Origin of the sequence: Pseudonocardia halophobica (assembly GCF_027922425.1) — a bacterium.
GTDB lineage: Bacteria > Actinomycetota > Actinomycetes > Mycobacteriales > Pseudonocardiaceae > Pseudonocardia > Pseudonocardia halophobica.
Genome location: NZ_BSFQ01000017.1, coordinates 40,977 through 57,847, shown reverse-complemented (window position 1 = coordinate 57,847; position 16,871 = coordinate 40,977). Strand labels below are relative to the sequence as shown.

At 76.2% G+C, this 16,871-nt stretch carries 16 protein-coding genes; 6 read left to right on the top strand and 10 right to left on the bottom strand.

Translation table 11 applies throughout. The features are described from left to right. Positions 1–9: 9 nt before the first annotated feature. From nudC to PKE99_RS20000, 3 genes are read right to left on the bottom strand one after another with little or no spacing between them, the layout of a single operon-like run. Entirely contained in the window at positions 10–1,005 is a 996-nt protein-coding gene (gene nudC / locus PKE99_RS20010) for an NAD(+) diphosphatase (protein ID WP_037042786.1), read from the bottom strand. Next, positions 1,002–2,381 (bottom strand): M16 family metallopeptidase, encoded by a 1,380-nt coding sequence (locus tag PKE99_RS20005; protein ID WP_037042788.1) that lies wholly within the window; start codon positions 2,379–2,381, stop codon positions 1,002–1,004. The genes nudC and PKE99_RS20005 overlap by 4 nt, the downstream gene beginning before the upstream one ends. Then, positions 2,378–3,727 (bottom strand): M16 family metallopeptidase, encoded by a 1,350-nt coding sequence (locus PKE99_RS20000; RefSeq protein WP_037042791.1) that lies wholly within the window; start codon positions 3,725–3,727, stop codon positions 2,378–2,380. Before PKE99_RS20000 ends, PKE99_RS20005 begins: the two co-directional genes overlap by 4 nt. Positions 3,728–3,941: 214 nt before the next feature. On the opposite strand from PKE99_RS20000, the gene PKE99_RS19995 reads away from it, so the two are divergent. Beyond that, positions 3,942–4,229 carry a hypothetical protein gene (locus PKE99_RS19995; protein ID WP_051737043.1) on the top strand — a complete coding sequence of 96 codons (288 nt, stop codon included), beginning with the start codon at positions 3,942–3,944 and terminating at the stop codon, positions 4,227–4,229. A 192-nt stretch (positions 4,230–4,421) separates the two neighbouring features. On the opposite strand, the gene PKE99_RS19990 is transcribed toward PKE99_RS19995, so the two are convergent. The 6 genes from PKE99_RS19990 to PKE99_RS19965 all read right to left on the bottom strand — a co-directional run bounded on the left by PKE99_RS19990 (position 4,422) and on the right by PKE99_RS19965 (position 11,098). Next, positions 4,422–5,672 (bottom strand): aldehyde dehydrogenase family protein, encoded by a 1,251-nt coding sequence (locus PKE99_RS19990; protein ID WP_037042793.1) that lies wholly within the window; start codon positions 5,670–5,672, stop codon positions 4,422–4,424. 109 nt (positions 5,673–5,781) lie between these two features. Next, positions 5,782–6,390, bottom strand: a complete 609-nt coding sequence (locus PKE99_RS19985) for a class F sortase (RefSeq protein ID WP_197040524.1) — start codon at positions 6,388–6,390, stop codon at positions 5,782–5,784. A gap of 188 nt (positions 6,391–6,578) precedes the next feature. Further along, positions 6,579–7,325 carry a DUF4142 domain-containing protein gene (locus PKE99_RS19980; RefSeq protein WP_037042795.1) on the bottom strand — a complete coding sequence of 249 codons (747 nt, stop codon included), beginning with the start codon at positions 7,323–7,325 and terminating at the stop codon, positions 6,579–6,581. A gap of 137 nt (positions 7,326–7,462) precedes the next feature. Beyond that, the gene (locus PKE99_RS19975; protein ID WP_037042798.1) at positions 7,463–8,836 is read right to left on the bottom strand and encodes an aldehyde dehydrogenase family protein; all 1,374 of its coding nucleotides are present in this window, start codon (positions 8,834–8,836) and stop codon (positions 7,463–7,465) included. A 332-nt stretch (positions 8,837–9,168) separates the two neighbouring features. Further along, positions 9,169–10,020 (bottom strand): exodeoxyribonuclease III, encoded by an 852-nt coding sequence (locus PKE99_RS19970; RefSeq protein WP_037042801.1) that lies wholly within the window; start codon positions 10,018–10,020, stop codon positions 9,169–9,171. 22 nt (positions 10,021–10,042) lie between these two features. After that, positions 10,043–11,098 (bottom strand): potassium channel family protein, encoded by a 1,056-nt coding sequence (locus PKE99_RS19965; RefSeq protein WP_037042804.1) that lies wholly within the window; start codon positions 11,096–11,098, stop codon positions 10,043–10,045. Positions 11,099–11,177: 79 nt separating this feature from the next. On the opposite strand from PKE99_RS19965, the gene PKE99_RS19960 reads away from it, so the two are divergent. After that, positions 11,178–11,531: a DoxX family protein gene (locus tag PKE99_RS19960; protein WP_037043103.1), complete on the top strand. Its 354-nt coding sequence runs from the start codon at positions 11,178–11,180 to the stop codon at positions 11,529–11,531. 59 nt (positions 11,532–11,590) lie between these two features. Here the strand turns inward: PKE99_RS19960 and PKE99_RS19955 are convergent, their stop codons facing one another. Beyond that, a complete protein-coding gene (locus PKE99_RS19955) occupies positions 11,591–12,664 on the bottom strand; it encodes a saccharopine dehydrogenase family protein (protein WP_037042806.1) in 1,074 nt (357 codons plus the stop codon). A gap of 91 nt (positions 12,665–12,755) precedes the next feature. Here PKE99_RS19955 and PKE99_RS19950 point away from each other — a divergent pair, with 91 nt between their 5' ends. The 4 genes from PKE99_RS19950 to PKE99_RS19935 all read left to right on the top strand — a co-directional run bounded on the left by PKE99_RS19950 (position 12,756) and on the right by PKE99_RS19935 (position 16,756). After that, positions 12,756–13,850, top strand: coding sequence for a sensor histidine kinase (locus PKE99_RS19950; protein WP_425566441.1), 1,095 nt, complete (start codon positions 12,756–12,758; stop codon positions 13,848–13,850). After that, a complete protein-coding gene (locus PKE99_RS19945; protein WP_051737045.1) occupies positions 13,847–14,647 on the top strand; it encodes a LytR/AlgR family response regulator transcription factor in 801 nt (266 codons plus the stop codon). The genes PKE99_RS19950 and PKE99_RS19945 overlap by 4 nt, the downstream gene beginning before the upstream one ends. Before the next feature lie 82 nt (positions 14,648–14,729). Then, positions 14,730–15,101 carry a hypothetical protein gene (locus tag PKE99_RS19940; protein ID WP_037043107.1) on the top strand — a complete coding sequence of 124 codons (372 nt, stop codon included), beginning with the start codon at positions 14,730–14,732 and terminating at the stop codon, positions 15,099–15,101. Continuing rightward, positions 15,098–16,756, top strand: coding sequence for a sodium/solute symporter (locus PKE99_RS19935; protein WP_037042808.1), 1,659 nt, complete (start codon positions 15,098–15,100; stop codon positions 16,754–16,756). Before PKE99_RS19940 ends, PKE99_RS19935 begins: the two co-directional genes overlap by 4 nt. Positions 16,757–16,871 lie beyond the last annotated feature (115 nt).

Below are 16,871 nucleotides of genomic sequence, written 5' to 3'. Positions count from 1 at the left end.
GCGGCCCGCTCAGGCCTGCGCCGCCCACGAGTCGAGCATCGACCGGGCGATCGACACCCGGCCCGGGAGCAGGACGAGCTTGCCGTCCGACTCGTCCCGAGCGCCCCAGTCGCCCTTGTCCATCGCGGCGCGCAGCTCCTCGCGGGTGACCCAGATGGCCTCCTCGATCTCGCCGTCGGCCGGCCGCAGCGGCCGGTCCGGATCGGCGACGGCCTGGAACCCGACCATCAGCGACCGCGGGAACGGCCAGGCCTGGCTGCCGAGGTAGGCGACCTTCGAGACCTCGACGCCCACCTCCTCGTGGATCTCGCGCATGACGCACGCCTCCAGCGACTCCCCGGCCTCGACGAAGCCGGCGAGCACCGAGTACCGCCCCGGCGGCCAGACCGGCTGGCGGGCGAGCAGGACGCGGTCGGCGCCGTCGTGCACCAGGCAGATGACCGCCGGGTCGGTGCGCGGGTACTCCTCGTGCTGGTGGGCCTCGCAGCGCCGGGCCCAGCCGGCGTTGTGCGGGTGGGTCGGCGAGCCGTCCCGGGCGCAGAAGCGCGCGGTGTCGTGCCAGTTCAGGGCCGCGACGGCACCGGTGAACAGGCCCGCGCCGAGGGCGTCGAGCTCCGCGCCGACGGCCCGCAGGTCCGCCCAGTCCGCCGGGTCGTCCCCCGCCGCGAGGTCCGGCCGGCCGCGGGCCGCCCAGTAGGCGACCCCCTGGGCCTCGCCGAGCAGCACGGCGTCCCCCGGCGGGGCCGGCGCGATGTCCTCGGCGGGCCGGGTGCGCAGGACGGCACCCGAGCCGGCGGCCGCGTCCCAGCCCGCGGCGTCGCCCTCACGGAAGCGGGACTGCGGCGCGGCGTCCCAGGAGACCGGCGTGCGGCCCTTCTCGTCGACGACGACTACGCGCGCGGTCGGCCACGTGGCCTTCTGCCGGTCCGCGTCGAGCCGCAGCGGTTCGTCGCGCACCACCGTGCCCCGGGAGAGGACGGGCGGGGTGACCAGCTCGAACGTCATTCCACGCCTCCCAGCGCGCGCAGCCGCGGGCCGATCACCTCGGCGTCGCCCACGACGACGCCGGTGAACCGCTCCGGCGCGAAGTACTCGAGGGCCGCCTCGGCCACCTGCTCGGGCGTGACCGCCTCCAGCCGCACCGGCCGCTCGCGCAGCCAGTCGATCGACAGGCCGGCGGCGTCGAGCGCGGCGAGGGTGGACGCGAGCCCGCCCTGGCTGTCCAGCGAGATGAGCAGGGAGCCGACGGCGTACCGCCGGGCCGCCTCGATCTCGTCCGCGGTGGGCGGCACCGCGACCATGCGCCCCAGCTCGTAGCGGGTCTCGAGCAGCGCGGCCGCGGTGACGTCGCTCGCGACGTCCGTCTCCACGCCGAGCACCGCCCCGCCGGGCACGAACTCGGTGCCGGAGTGGGCGCCGTAGGTGTAGCCCTTGTCCTCGCGGACGTTCTCCATCCAGCGGGAGGAGAAGTAGCCGCCGAACACGAGGTTGGCGAGCTGGTAGGCCGCGTAGCCCTCCTCGTCCCGGCGCAGCGCCGGCGCGGTGAGCCGCAGCTGCGACTGCACGGAGCCCGGGCGGTGCACCAGCTCCAGCGGGCCGGCCGCGGTGACCGGCGGCGGCCCCAGCTCGCGGGCCTGCGCCGCGCCCGTCCAGCCGCCCAGGACCTTCCCGACGGCGGCGATCGCCTCGGCGGGGTCGAGCTCGCCGACCAGCACGAGCGTGGAGCCGCGCGGCATCACGCCCTCCGCGTGCAGCGCCCGCACCTCGCCGGGGTCGACCGCCGCGACCGCCTCGCCCGAGGGCATCTCCAGCGCGATCGGGTGGTCGCCGAACCGCTTGCGCTGCAACGCCTCACGGGCCACCGTGCGGGGCTGCGCGCGGGCCACGGAGATGCGCTCGACGAGCCGCTCCCGCTCGCGCAGCAGTTCGGGCTCGGGGTAGGTCGCGCCGGTGAGCACGTCGGCGAGGACGTCGAGCACCGTCGGCAGGCCCTCCGCCAGCCCCGAGCCGTGCACCAGCAGCCGCTCCGGGTCGACGGCCACGCCGAGCTCGGCGCCGACGCCGGCCAGCTCGTCGTCGATCCCCACCCGGTCGTGGGTGGCGGTGCCGGTGAGCATGGCCGACGACAGGAGCTCGGCGCGCGCGGTGAACGCCGGGTCCGCGACGGAGCCGGGCGCGGCGAACGGCACGCGCAGCCGCATCTCGACCATCGGCACGCCCGGCCGGTGCACGGCCAGCACGCGCAGCCCGGACGGGAGCGTCTCGGTGACCACCTCGGGCAGCGGGACCTCGCGTGTGGCACCCAGCGGGGGCAGCGGGCGCGGGCCCGCCAGGGTGCGGCCGATCTCCTCGGCGCTGCGGTGCGTGGTGGGCGCGCTCATGCGCCGGCCTCCTCGGGGTTCGCCAGTTCGGCGGGGTCCTCGCTGCCCGGCACGGCGCCCGCGGTCGGCTCGACCAGCAGCACGGCACGACCGGCCGAGCGCAGGGACTCGGCGGCGGCCCGGACCTGCTCCGGCGTGACGGCGGCGATGCGCGCGGGCAGCTCCTGCGCGATCTCGGCGCGCCCGTAGAGCAGCTCGCGGGCGCCGAGGCCGAGCATCCGGTACATCACCCGGTCGTCCTCGTGGTGCAGGGAGGCGGCCCAGCGCGCGGACTGGCGGGCCAGCTCCTCGGCGCTCGGGCCCTCGGCCGCCAGCTTGTCCAGCTCCTCGTCGATCGCGCCGAGCACCCGCTCCGGGTCGACGGCGCCCGGGTGCACGGCGGTGATCGTGAACGTGTCCGGGTCCCGCGCGTCGAGCGGGCCGCCCATCAGCCCGTTGCTGGCGCCGACGTCCGTGACCAGGCCGTCCGCGTGCACGAGGCGGCGCTGCAGCCGGGCGGCCTCGCCGTCGCCGAGGACGGAGGCGAGCAGGGCGTGACCCAGGTACGCGTCGAGCTCCGTCGACGGGTCCGGCACCCGGTAGCCGACGGCCAGCGCGGGCATCGGGGCGTGCGCGTCGGCCACCGTGCCGCGGCGCTCGGAGCCCGGGACCGGCTCGCCGAACGACGGCCGCTCGGGCGCCGGCCGGGCGGGGATGTCGCCGAAGTGCTTCTCGACCAGCGCCAGCACCTCGTCCACCCCGCCGGCGGCCGCGAAGTCGCCGTGCACGGTGACCTGCGCGTTGCCCGGGGCGTAGTAGGTGTCGAAGAAGGACGCCGCGTCGTCCAGCGTGGCCTGCTCGAGCTCGGTGAAGTCGCCGTAGCCGTTGTGCGCGTTGGGGAAGGTGTCGTAGAGGACGGGCGGCAGCAGGATCCAGGGGAACCCGCCGTAGGGCCGGTTCAGGACGTTGAGCCGGATCTCCTCCTTGACCACGTCCACCTGGTTGCGGAGGTTCTCCTCCGTGAGCTTCGGGGCCCGCAGCCGGTCCGCCTCGAGGAACAGCGCGCGTTCGAGCGCGGCGCCGGGCAGGACCTCGAAGTAGTCGGTGTAGTCCTGGTGGGTCGAGCCGTTGAACACCCCGCCCGCGCCCTGGACCTGCCGGAAGTGCTCCAGCTTCGCCAGGCTCTCGCTGCCCTGGAACATCAGGTGCTCGAAGAGGTGGGCGAAGCCGGTGCGCCCCTCGGGCTCGGACCGGAAGCCGACGTCGACGTGCACCGCGACGCCGACGACCGGGGTGGCCGGGTCGGGCGCGAGGAGCACGCGCAGGCCGTTGGGGAGCGTGGCCCGGTGGAGTTCGGGAGCTGACACGTCCCGACCCTATCCCCGCACCCCGACAATCCGCCGGACGATCGGCTCCCCGCGCCGTCCGCCCGCGTGGGGTTGTCCCCCGGCGGGAAGTGGGGTGGTGATCATCGCGAGCGGGGGCGCACACGATCGTTCCGCGGGCCGCTGACCGGCAGAGTTCCCGGCATCGGAGGAACCGCCCCGGATCCCCCGCCCGACGCCCCCCGAGGAGCTCCCGATGTCCGGCTGGAACAGCAAGTACGACGAGAAGCACCACAACGACCACGACGGCAAGTGGGACCACGACGGTCACGAGGACCGGGACCACGACAAGGACCGGGACCACGACCACGACAAGGGCCACGGCCACGACGACCACGGCGGCTGCCACGAGTGGGACATGGACCGGGACCACCACGGCCACGGCGGCGACGACTGGGACCACGACCAGGACCACGACAAGGACCACGGCAGCGACTGGGACGACCACTCGTCCCACGGCCACGAGCACGCCTGGGCGCACTGACCGCGCACTGACAGCGCACCGACCCGCCCCGCAACCCGTCTCGCGCGGCACTCCCTCAGGGGGTGTCGCGCGATCGACGTTCCCCGTGAGCGGCAACTGCCCCTCTAGCGGCAGTTGCCACTCACGACCCCTGCCGACCTGGGCGGATGTACGAACCCGCGACTTGCCGGGTGATCGGGAGATCAAGTCCGGCTACGCCGGGGGGAGCACCACGAACTGGCGGAGGGCCAGGTCGGGGTAGGTGACCGGGCCGCGGGGGCCGGGGGTGTGGTCGACGTTGATACCGGTCTCGGGGACGCCGAGCAGCTTGTAGCCGTCGAGCAGCCGGGTCGGGCTGTTCCAGAACACCCCGGTGCCGGTGTAGGCGTCGATGAAGCGGTGGGCGACGGCCTCGTCGGCAGCGCACACGCAGGCGGCCAGCCCGGACGTCTCGCGCGCGGCGGTCAGCGCGGCGTCGACCGCGCCGTCGACGGGCGCGACCGTCACGTGCGCCTCGTTGCCGGAGTCGAGCGCCCACTCGTGGCCGAGGGCGTGCGTGTGCGGCGGCAGGCTCAGCGCGATCCCGCGGTCCCGGAGCACCTTCTCCGCGACGGGCAGCAGCTTCTCGTAGGCCGGCCGATCGATGAGCAGCAGGTTCAGCCGGTTGCAGACCCCGAGGCGGTCGGTCGAGTCGTGCACCAGTCGCTCGACGACGGTCTCCTCGGCCGAAGAGTCCAGGTACAGCACGCCACCGCCGTCGGCGTGCGCGAGCACGCGGGTGCCCGCGGCCGCGCCCAGCATCGACAGCTTGCGCGTGACCTCGCCGCTCCCCCGCACCACGACGAGCGGCACCAGGTCCGGCAGCCCGACCAGCGCCTCGGCGCCGGCGTGCCCCGGCAGCGGGACGAGCTGCACCGCGTCGGCCGGGATGCCGTGCGCGGTGAGGGCGGGCGCCACGACCTTCTCGAGCAGGGCGGTCGCGCTGCCCAGCGCGGCGGAGCCGGTGCGCAGGACGGCGGCGCTGCGGGCCTTGAGGACCTGGGAGGCGACGTCGATCGTCACGTTCGGGCGGGCCTCGAACACCGCGCCGATCACGCCGACCGGGATGCTGCGCTCGAACACGCGCTCGCCTGAGGGCAGGTTCCGCACGAACCGCTCCACCGGCGGCTCCGGGGTCCCGGCCAGCACCTCGAGCTGCGTCGCCATGTCGGCGAGCCGCTCCGGGGTGAGCCGGAGCCGGTCGAGCAGCCCGCCGGCCATGCCGTTCGCGGTGGCCGCGTCGACGTCCTTGGCGTTCGCCGCCAGCAGCGCGGCGGACTCCTCGCGGAGCAGCCCGGCCGCGGTGCGCAGCGCGGCGTCGACCGCGGCACCACCCGCCGCCCGCACTCCCGGGGCGGCCGCGGCCGCGCGCTGGGCGGCGGTCCGGACGGCGGCGAACTCGGGTGCTTCGGCGGCTGCGCTCACGCGACAACCGTACGACACGGCCACCCGGGATATTCCCGGCTCCACCGGCGGGAACGGATTGCCGCCCGCGGCGTCGTCACCACACCGCTCGTGCCCGGGGGTTCGGCGGTCAGACGGGTTCGGCGTACACGACGATGTTGTCCTCGTACGACCTCGTGGCCGGGTCGAAGCGGCCGCCGCAGGTCACGAGCACCAGGCGCGGCGGACCGGTGCGGGCGAAGGTGTCGGCGGGCAGGGCGGCCTTCCCGAACTCCCGCCGCGCGGCGACCCGGTAGCGGACCGCGCGCCCGTCGTCGCCGGTCAGGACCACCGGTTCGCCGACGGCCAGTTCGGGGAGGACGGCGAGGATCCCGATCCCGGCGACCCGCGAGTCCACGTGCCCCGCGATCACGACGGTGCCGGTCCCGGAGCCGGCGAGCGCGCCGGGCTCCCACCACCCGACGGTCTGCGGCGGGTCGGGGACGACGAGGGCCCCGCCGGGCCCGGTGCCGACCGGCACGACCGGCGCAGTGGCCGTGCGGGCCGGCAGGTCGAGACGGACCGGGACGGTGCCGCCCGTGCGGAGCTTCGGCGGGGCGCCCGGCCGCAGATCGCGGGACTTCGCCGGCCCGAACGGCGCGGTACGGGCGGGCACGACGCCGACGGGCTGCGCGGTCACGGCGGGCTCCCGCTCGAGGACGAGCACCGTCGCCGCGACGAGCAGCGCCGCACCCGCCACCGCGAGCAGGACGGGCGCCCACCGCCGGCGCGGACCCGGTGCGACCCCCGAGAGTGCCCGGCCATCGGGATCCGCCGGCGCGGCGTCTTCCCCGGCAGCGGCGTCCGGGGGCGACGACACACCCCCGGCCGGTGCCCCGCTGGTCAGCGGGTCACCGGCCGTGGGGTCGGGTGCGCGCAGGCGCACGGTCAGGCGCGCGATCGCCGCGCGCGGACGCCGGCGGCACCGGCGGCGCCGAGCAGCACCAGGCCGGACCCGGCGAGGACGACCGGCAGGACGTCGTCGGAGCCGGCGGCCTGCCCGCCGCTGCCGGCGTTCACCGACCCCGGCGTGGAGGCGCCGGCGGACGACGAGGCGGCCGAGATCTTCGCGGCCAGCGCGTCGAGCTGGGCGAGCGCCTGCTGGGCCGCGGCCTTGGCGTCGGCCGACGCGTTGGGGTCGTTGAGCACTGCGTCGGCCGCGTCGCGGGCCTGCTGCAGGGCGGACTGCGCCGCCTGCAGCCACGCGGCGTCGAAGGGCTGCCCGTTCCGCGCCTGGAGGTCGGCGATCAGGGCCTGCTGCTGGGCGTCGAGCTGGTCGCCGAGGGCCACCCCCTGCGCCGACGCGGCCTGCTTGACCTGGTCGAGCAGGGCCTGGCCCTGCGACGTCAGGTCCGGCGCGAGGCCCGTGACCTGGTCGCCGACGCCCTTGTCCGTGCCGAGCCCGCCGAGCGCGACGAGGCCGAGCGCGCCCTGGTTGGCCTGACCGAAGGCCTCCCGGGTCGCATCGGACGCCTGCCCGCCCGGTGCGGGCGTCGCACCGCCCGGGGCCGGAGCAGCGCTCCCGGTAGGTGCGGGCGGTGCCTGGTCGGACCCCGACCCGCAGGCGGCGGCGCCCGTCAACGCGAGTGCCGCGAGCACGGTGCCGGCCGCCGCGCGGGTGAGCCGGGTGGTCATCACGTTTCCCCGAGATGTGCTGGTCACGCGGCCGAGTATCGGGGCGTGGCGGCCGGCCGCAACCGCGCACAGCCCGTTCGAGTGGTTCACCCGGCCGTCGTCGACTCCGCCGATTGAGGGAATCCGCCGAGGGGTACTCACCGCGGCGCCGGGGCCAGGTGGACGACGGTCGTCGTCGTCATCTCGTCGAGCAGCTCCGGCCCGTACCCGAAGCCCTGCCCGCTGGCGCCGCGCGGCTCGGCCGCCCCGCCGGGGGCTCCGCCGAACACCGCGTTCACCTTCACCGTGCCCACCGGGAGCTCCCGCCAGGCCCGCTGGGCGTGCTCCATGTCCGGGGTGAGCACGGTCGCGGCGAGGCCGTAGCGGTCCGCGGCCGCCTCACGCAGCGCGGTGTCGAGGTCCGGCACCTCGCGCACGGGCGCGACCGGCCCGAACGTCTCCTCGGCCAGCACGGCCATCCCCGGCGTGCACCCGCTCAGCACGGTCGGCGGGTAGAACGAGCCGGGCCCGGCCGGCAGCTCGCCGCCCGCGCGCAGGCGCGCGCCGTCGTCGACCGCCTCGCGGACGTGCGCGTGCACCTGCTCGCGCTGGCGCTCGTCGACCAGCGGACCGATCCGGTCGGCCCACTTCCCGGCCTCGGCGACCAGCGCCTCGAGGAAGGGCTCCGCGACCTCGGTGAGCACGTAGATCCGCTCCACCGACACGCAGATCTGCCCGGCGTTGGCGAACGAGCCCAGCGCCGCCTGCTCGGCGGCCCACAGGGGGTCGACGCCGGCGTCGACGATCAGCGGGTCGTTGCCGCCGTTCTCCAGCAGCGCCTTCGCGCCGGTGCGCGCACACGCCGCGGCGATGGCGCGCCCGGTGGCCGTGCTCCCGACGTGTGCGACGACGTCGACCTCCGGCGAGCCCGCGAGCGCCTCCCCGACCGGCCCGTCGCCGTCGAGGATCTGCAGGACGCCGTCGGGCAGGTGCGCCGCGAGCAGCTCGGCGAACCGCCGCCCGGTGCGCGGGCAGCGCTCGCTCGGCTTGTGCACCACGGTGTTCCCGGTCACGAGCGCGGCGCCGAGCAGGCCGGCGGCCACCGCCACCGGGTCGTTCCACGGGGTCAGGACGGCGACGACGCCGCGCGGCGCGTGCACCATCAGGTCCGTCGCGCCCCACCCGCCCTGCAGGCTGCGGCCGCGGTGCAGCGGCCCGAGCTGCGCGTACTGCTCCAGGGTGCCGATGCCGGCCTCGACGCCGCCGCGGGAGTCGTCCGGGGTCTTGCCGGTCTCCCGGGTGTTCAGCTCGGCGAGCTCGTCCGCGGCCGCGCGGACGGCGTCGGCGGCGGCCCGGACGGCCGCGGCCCGTTCGGCGGGGGCGGTGCGCGCCCAGCCCGGCGCGGCCGCGCGGGCGGCGGCCAGCGCGGCCCGGACCTCCTGCTCGCCGGCGACGGGCACCGGCTCGTGGGCCTCGCCGGTGCGCGGGTCGGTGAGGGTGAGCGTGCGGGTCGGTTCCAGGACAGCCGTCATGCGGGGCGGCTACCCGCGACGGGGAGAAGTACGCCGCCGTCCCGTCCTCAGTGCACGATGCGCGCTCCGCTCGGCGCGCTCCGCTCAGGGCCGATGTCCCCTCCGCACGCGCCGCTCAGCGCCGACGTCCGCTCCGCACGCGCCGCTCACGGCCGACGTCCGCTCCGCACGCGCCGCTCAGCGCCGACGTCCGCTGCGCGAGCTCCGCTCAGTGCCGACGTTCGCTCCGCGAGCTCCGCTTAGTGCCGACGTTCGCTCCGCGAGCTCCGCTCAGCGCCGACGTTCGCTCCGCGAGCTCCGCTCAGCGCCGACGTTCGCTCCGCGAGCTCCGCTCAGTGATGCTTGAGCTTCGCGGGCGTCGACGGCGGCGGCACGACCGGCCCGATGTCCCCGTCCGGCGCCTCGTCGAGGTCGACCATCACGGGGGCGTGGTCGCTGGGGCCGGAACCCTTCCGCGCCTTGCGGTCGATCCAGGCCGCCTTCGTCCGGCCCGCCGGGTCGGCGCCGCACAGCACCAGGTCGATCCGCATCCCCATGTCCTTGTGGAAGCGGCCGGCGCGGTAGTCCCAGTAGGAGAACACGCGCTCGCCGGGCCACCGGTCCCGCACGACGTCGGCCAGCCCGGCCGCCTGCAGCGCGCCGAGCGCCTCCCGCTCCGGGGGGGTCACGTGGGTGGAGCCGACGAACAGGTCGGGGTCCCAGACGTCGGCGTCCGTGGGGGCGATGTTCATGTCGCCGGCCACCACGGTGTGCGTGGTGTCGCCCGCCGCCACCATGTGCCGCAGGGCCTCCAGCCAGCGCAGCTTGTAGCCGTAGTGCGGGTCGTCCGGGGTGCGGCCGTTGGGCACGTAGACCGAGGTCACCCGCAGGCCGCCGCAGGTGGCGCTGACCGCCCGGGCGTCGGGGGCGTCCGAGTCGAAGGTCGGTTCCTCGGGCAGCCCGCGCACCACGTCCGCGAGCCCGACGCGGGACAGCAGCGCCACCCCGTTCCACCGGCCCTGTCCGTGGTGGGCGACCTCGTAGCCCCGCTCGGCCAGCGGGCCGTCGAACTCGGCGGCCCAGTCGGCGTCGGAGAGCTTGGTCTCCTGCAGGCAGACGACGTCCGGGGCCCGCTCGTCCAGCCACGGCAGCAGCCGCGGCAGCCGCGACTTCGCCGAGTTCACGTTCCAGGTCGCGAGGCGCACGGTCCGCGACCCTACGGCAGGCTCAGCCCTCGTCGGCGAGGGTGGCCTTGCGGACGTAGAGGAGCCGGTCGCCGCGCTCGAGGGCGTCGACGGCGGAGGCGTCGACCCGGTACAGCTCCTCGTTGCGCACCACGCCCAGCACGATGTCGGCGAGGTGCCGCGGCGAGCCGCCCACCTCGTCCTGCTCGACCTCGCGCTCGCTGATCGCGAACCCCGCCTCCGGCGTCAACAGGTCCTCGACGACCTCGACGACGCTGGGCGTCCGGGTCGCGACGCCCAGCAGCCGGCCCGCCGTCTCGGCGGAGACGATCACCGAGTCGGCGCCGGACTGCCGGAGCAGGTGGACGTTCTCCGACTCCCGGACCGCGACCACGATGCGCGTCTTCGGTGCCATCTCGCGTGCGGTCAGGGTGACGAGGACGGCGGTGTCGTCCCGGTTCGTGGCCACCACGATGGCCGACGCCTGGTGGGCGCCCGCGATGCGCAGCACCGCCGACCGGGTGGCGTTTCCCGTCACGGTGACGAGACCGAGGGCCGAGGCGGCGTCGAGCTGCGTGCGGTCGGTGTCGACCACCACGATGTGCTCCGGTTCGACGCCGTCGCCGAGCAGCGTCTCGACGGCGGCTCGGCCCTTCGTCCCGTACCCGATGACGACGGTGTGGTCGCGCACGCGTGACCTCCAGCGCTGGATCCGGAACGACTGCCGGGAGCGTTCGGTGAGCAGCTCGACGGTCGTTCCGACGAGGACGATCAGGAACAGCAACCGCAGCGGCGTGATCACCACGGTGGTGAGCAGCCGCGCGGTCGCGGTGTAGGGGACGATGTCGCCGTAGCCCGTCGTGGAGAGCGAGACCGTGGCGTAGTAGAGGGCGTCGTTGAACGAGATGTCGCCCTCGCCGTTGTTGTCGACGTACCCGGCGCGGCCGAAGTAGACGATCAAGGCGGCGGCGAGCAGCGCCCCGAAGGCGACGGCCACCCGCTTGAGGAGCGCGACCAGCGGACCCTCGGGGTTGTCGGGCATGCGGAGGGCGCCGATCACCTGCGGATCGACGGGCGGGCGGCGGGGCCGATCACGCATCGCGCGGAGACTAGCGCCCCCGGGCCGGGCGGTGGGCGCGGGCCACGGCTCAGCCGGCCCGCTTGCGATCATGCCGGGCATGAACCTGTCCCGGCCCTTGGCGGCGCTGCTCGGCACGGCCGCCGTGGCGCACGCCGTCGCCCCCGAGTTCTTCGACGCGATCGTCCCGCCGCAGCTGCCCGGAACCCGGCGGTTCTGGACCTACGCGTCGGGTGTGGCGGAGGGCGCGGTCGCGGCGGCGGTGGCGGTGCCACGCACCCGTCGGCTCGGCGGGTACGCCGCGGCGGCGCTGTTCGTGGCGGTGTTCCCGGCCAACGTGCAGATGGCGCTGGACCGGTCGGACGAGCCCGTGCGGCAGCGCGCGATCGCCTACGGCCGGCTCCCGCTGCAGGTGCCGCTCGTGCTCTGGGCGCTGCGGGTGGCCCGGGGCTGAGTTCGCGCAGTTCGGCGGGGGTCGTGAGTGCCGGGTGACCCTCTAGGGGCAGTAGGCGCTCACGGGGAGGTGAGACCTGCGGACGCCGCGCCTTCCCGGAGCGTGTCGAGCCCGAAGGCACCCACCGGGTCGAGTGCCCCCGTGCCGGTGACGCCGTGCGAGAGCGCGCGGGCCGCACCCCACGCGAGCAGGTCGGCGGTGAGGGCATAGGGGTCGGGCGCGGTGAGGCAGGTGCGGGCGAGGAGGGTGCCGTAGTCGTCGAACACCTCGGCGACGACGTGCGAGCGGCAGCCCGCCAGCGCCTCCGCCGAGGGGTCGCGGGGGAGCCGCCCGGCGAGCACCCCGAGGACGCCCAGCAGCGGTGCCGGCGGGGCCGGCAGCCTGCTCGTGGCGTGCACCGCGCTGCTGAGTGCACCGAACCAGCCGAGGTGGACGTCGACCGTCCGCAGGCCCGGCTGCAGCCGCGGCAGCGCGAACTGCTCGACGCCGCCGATCGACACCCCGGGCCGCGGCCGGCCGTCCACCTCGTAGGTACGCAGGCGGGCGCCGGCGTTCTCCGTCCGGACCGCGCCGTGCCGGAGCGTGTGTCCGGGCGAGCCCGCGATCCCGATCAACGACGTGACGGTGCCGCGCGAGAACCAGCGCCCGCGGCCGGACAGGAAGTAGCCGACGTCGACCCGCGCGGCCCGCTCCCCCGCCTCGCGCAGGGCGAGCGCCCCGGCCAGCACACCCGGCACGTAGTCGTGGCCGAACGCCGTGAGCAGCCGGGCGCCGGAACGCTCGGCGGCCGGCCCCTGCAGCTCGAAGACCTCGCGGACGAACGGCGGCTCGCCGGTCGAGTCCAGGTAGGTCGCCCCGGCGGACACCGCCGCGGCGAGCGCGGCCCCGCCGAGGCGGGCGAACGGGCCGACGGTCGTGACCAGCACGTCGTCCGGGCCGACGAGCCCGCCGACGGAGGCGACGTCGGTGACGTCGGCGGTCGCCGTCGGGCAGCCGAGGCGCTCGCCGAGCGCCGCCAGCCGCGCGGCGTCCCGCCCGGCCAGCACCGGCCGCACGCCCCGGCCGACCAGCGCCTCCGCGGTGCGCCCGCCCGTGTAGCCGGTGGCGCCGAACAGCACGATGCGTCCGCTCACGCCGGCACACGCTAGCGGGCGGTGATCACGGAGGTCCCGCACCCGCGACGGCCGTGCCCTGCGCAGGGCCGCACCCTAGGCTGTGCGCGTGGTGACCGAGGACGCCCCCGTCGCGCGCCGACGACGGCTGTTCCGCCGGTCCGGGGGCGGGACCACGGACGCCACGGAGGTCCTCGCGGCCGGCTCGGCCATCGCCGCGGACCTGCGCGGCGGCCTCGCCGCGCGGCCCGGCGACCTCGGTCCCGATCCGGTCGCCCGGGCGGCCCGCCGGCTGCGTGCGCTGCTCCGCGCCGACGCCGTCGGGCTGGCGGACCTGCACGGGGAGCCGGCCTGGGCCGGGCGGCCCGACCCGCAGGCCGACGAGCTGGTCGAGCAGGCGCGCCGGGACGGGCACCGGGCCGCCCGCGGGACCACCGTGGTGCTGCCGCTGCAGGTCCGCGGCGAGCCCGCCGGCGTGCTGGCGGTGTGCGGCGACGTCCCGCGCCCGGCCGCGCGGCGGGCCGCGGACTGGGTCGCGGAGGCGCTCGAACGGGGCCGGCTCGAGGCCTCGGCGACCGCCGCCGAGGAGGCCGAGCTGCGGGCGTTGCGCGCGGAGATCTCCCCGCACTTCGTCTACAACGCGCTGACCACGATCGGCTCGTTCGTCGACAGCGACCCGGACCGGGCCCGCGACCTGATCCTCGACTTCGCCGAGTACATCCGGCACTCGGTGGCCCGCCGCGGCGACTACACCACGCTCGCCGGTGAGTTCCGGGCCGTCGAGGCCTACCTGGCGCTGGCCCGCGCGGTGCTCGGTGACCGGCTGCGGGTGCAGGTGCGGATCGCACCGGAGGTGCTGCCCGTCGCGCTGCCCTTCCTCGCCCTGCAGCCGCTGGTGGAGAACGCGGTGCAGCACGGCGTCGAGCGCCGCAACGAGGGCGGGTCCGTGCAGGTCAGCGGCGAGGCCCAGGGATCGGAGTGCGTGATCGCGATCGAGGACGACGGGCCCGGCATGGACCCCGAGGTGGCCCGCGCGGTGCTCGCCGGGGCGGGCCCGGGCGACGGGCTGGCGCTGACCAACGTGGACCGCCGGCTGCGCGCGGTGTACGGGCCGCAGTACGGGCTGGTCATCGAGACCGCGCTCGGCGCGGGCACCCGGGTGGTCATGCGGGTGCCGCGCTTCCAGCCGGGTGTGGTCGCGTCATGAACGGCGGAGTGAACACCAGGGCGAACGGGGCACGTCTGCGGGTCCTGGCGGTCGACGACGTCGCCCCGGCCCTGGCCGAGCTGACCCGGCTCCTCGCGGCGTCCCGGTGCGTCGAGGAGGTCGTGCCGGCCGGCGACGCGCTCACGGCGCTGAAGCTGCTGCAGGCCCGCCGGTTCGACGCCGCCTTCCTCGACATCTCCATGCCGGGGATGGACGGGCTGGAGCTCGCCTCGCTGCTGTCCCGGATGACCGACCCGCCGGAGATCGTGTTCGTCACGGCGTTCGAGGAGCACGCCGTCTCGGCCTACGGCGTCGGCGCCCTCGACTACCTGCTCAAACCGGTCGCGGCCGAGCGGCTCGACGCCACCCTCGCCCGGGTGCTGCGGGTCGCACGGGCGACGGACCCCGCCCCGCCCGTCCCGGCCGTCGACGAGCTGGCCGCGGTGTCGGTCGAGCTCGGCGGGCGGACCCGGTACGTCCGGCGGGACGACGTCCGGTTCGCCGAGGCCCAGGGCGACTACGTCCGGCTGCACACGCGCGGCGGCTCGCACCTCGTGCGGATGCCGATCTCGCGGCTGGAGGAGCACTGGTCCGGCGTCGGGTACGTGCGGGTGCACCGCAGCTTCCTGCTCGCGGTCCACGCGGTGCAGGAGCTGCGCAGCGACGCCGGCGGCGGGCTGCTTGCCCATACGGACGCCGGCGACGTCCCGGTGAGCCGCCGGCACGCCCGTGAGCTGCGGGAACGGCTGCTCGAAGCCGCCACGCGCGGCGACTTCTCGCCGGGCCGGCCGCGGTGAGCGGGGCTGCGAGGACCCGGGCCGCAACGCTCGAGGTGTCGGGGCTGCCGTGGCTCGGGGCGGCGGGGCCGGGGGTGCGGCGGTGAGCCGGCAGCGGCGGGTCGCCGTGACCAGCCCGCAGACCCGGGTGGCGCTCGCCGCGCGCCGGGGCGTCTCGGCGGTGCCGCGCTCGCTGACCGGCGAGGAGCTGCGCGCGGCCGCCCGGATCCGGCGCCGACAGCTGCGGATCGCCGCGAGCACGCTCGCCGCCGCCGCGCTGCTGCTGGTCGGTCTGCCCGTGCTGCTCGGCGTGGTGCCGGTGGAGTTGCGGCTCGGGCCCGTCCCGGTCGTCTGGATCGCCGTCGCGCTGCTGCCCTACCCGGTGCTCGCGGGACTGGCGCACTGGCAGCTGCGCCGGGCGGAGCGCACCGAGGACGGGACCGAGCGGGGCGACGCGGGGTCGCGGGCCCGGTGACCGCGTTCGCCGTCGTCCCGGTCGTGCTGGCGACACTGCTGATCGGGGCGCGCGGCGTCGCGGCCCTGCGCTCCACCTCGGACTTCCTCGTCGCGTCCCGGCGGGTCTCCCCCACGCTGAACGCCGCCGCCGTCTCCGGGGAGTACCTGTCGGCGGCGTCGTTCCTGGGCACCGCCGGGCTCGTCGTCAAGAACGGGGTGGGGGCGCTCTGGTACCCGGTCGGGTTCACCGCCGGCTACCTGCTGATGCTGGTCCTGGTCGCGGCGCCGATGCGCCGCACCGGGGCGCTGACCGTGCCGGACTTCGCCGAGGCGCGACTCGGCTCGCCGGGCCTGCGCCGGTTCAGCGCCCTGGTGGTGCTGGTGATCGCCGGGCTCTACCTGGTGCCGCAGTTCACCGCCGCCGGCCAGGTCCTCACGCTGGTCAGCGGCGTGCCGCACTGGGTCGGGATCGTGGTCGCGGGCGCGGCGGTCAGCATCACGCTCGCCCTCGGCGGGATGCGCGCCGCGACCTACGTGCAGGCCTTCCAGTTCGTGCTCAAGCTGCTGCTGTTCATCGTCCCGGCGATCTGGCTGGTCGTGGCGGTCGGCGCCGGGACCCGCGCGGAGGCGCTGCGGCCCGCCGAGTACGCCGCCTTCCCGCGGCCCACCGAGGTGACCTTCCGGCTGGACACCCGGCTGCAGGTCCGCGAACCGGTCACGGTCCTCGCCGACGGCGTCCCGGCGCGGCTGGAGCCGGGCGAGCACGTCGCTCCGGGGGACGCGACCTGGGTGTTCCCCGAGGGCGCGGCGGTGCCGGAGATCGCGGGCGCGGCGCTGCCCGGCAGCGACACCTGGCAGCACCCCCTGCTCGACGGCGGCAACGGCCACCCGCTGCTCGCCACCTGGTCGATCCTGGTCGCCACGGCCCTGGGCACGATGGGGCTCCCGCACGTCATCGTGCGGTTCCACACCAGCCCGGACGGCCGCGCCGCCCGCCGGACCGCCGCGATCACCGTCGGGCTGCTCGGCTCCTTCTACGTCTTCACCGTGGTCTACGGGCTGCTCGGCGGGGTGCTGCTGCCGGAGCTGTACCTGTCCGGGGCGACCGACACCGCCGTCGTCGCGCTGCCCTCGCGCGTGGACGGCGGCACCACCGGCGCGGTGTTCACGGCGCTGCTCACCGCGGGCGCCTTCGCCGCGTTCCTCGCCACCTCGCTCGGCCTGCTGCTCGCGCTGGCCGGGGCGCTCGCGCACGACCTGCTGCCGGGCTCGTTGCGGCGGCTGCGGCTGACCGCGCTGCTCGCCGCGGGGGTGATCGTGCTGCTGGCCCTGCCCGCCGTGCGGATCGACGTCGGCGCCGTCGTGACCTCGGCGTTCGCGGTGGCCGCGTCGACCTTCTGCCCGATGCTGGTGCTCGGCATCTGGTGGCGGGGCCTGACGGCGCGGGGCGCGTTCGTGGGGATGGCGGTGGGGCTGGCGTCGTCGGCCGGGGTGATGGCGCTGGGGCTGCTCGCGCGGCCGGACCCCGGACTCGTGGCGCTCCTGCTCGGGCAGCCGGCGCTCTTCTCCGTGCCCCTCGCGTTCCTCACGATGGTCGCGGTGTCCCGCCGCGACCGTCCGCTGCCGGGTGCCGAGACCGCGATGCTGCGGCTGCACCTGGACGAACGAACCTGAACACCGGACCGTTCGTCGCGGATTCCGACCGTTCGTCGGCCGTTGGTCGTCCGGGCCCGCGGTGTGTCGTGCGTTACTTCCGCCCCCGTTGGGTACTCGGTTGTGCTGTGCCCGG

Coding starts and splice junctions, on each gene's coding strand:
- PKE99_RS19965 (WP_037042804.1), bottom strand. CDS start 11,098: ATGCGTGATCGGCCCCGCCGCCCGCCCGTCGATCCGCAGGTGATCGGC.
- PKE99_RS20005 (WP_037042788.1), bottom strand. CDS start 2,381: ATGAGCGCGCCCACCACGCACCGCAGCGCCGAGGAGATCGGCCGCACC.
- PKE99_RS19945 (WP_051737045.1), top strand. CDS start 13,847: ATGAACGGCGGAGTGAACACCAGGGCGAACGGGGCACGTCTGCGGGTC.
- PKE99_RS19980 (WP_037042795.1), bottom strand. CDS start 7,325: ATGACCACCCGGCTCACCCGCGCGGCGGCCGGCACCGTGCTCGCGGCA.
- PKE99_RS19960 (WP_037043103.1), top strand. CDS start 11,178: ATGAACCTGTCCCGGCCCTTGGCGGCGCTGCTCGGCACGGCCGCCGTG.
- PKE99_RS19975 (WP_037042798.1), bottom strand. CDS start 8,836: ATGACGGCTGTCCTGGAACCGACCCGCACGCTCACCCTCACCGACCCG.
- nudC (WP_037042786.1), bottom strand. CDS start 1,005: ATGACGTTCGAGCTGGTCACCCCGCCCGTCCTCTCCCGGGGCACGGTG.
- PKE99_RS19995 (WP_051737043.1), top strand. CDS start 3,942: ATGTCCGGCTGGAACAGCAAGTACGACGAGAAGCACCACAACGACCAC.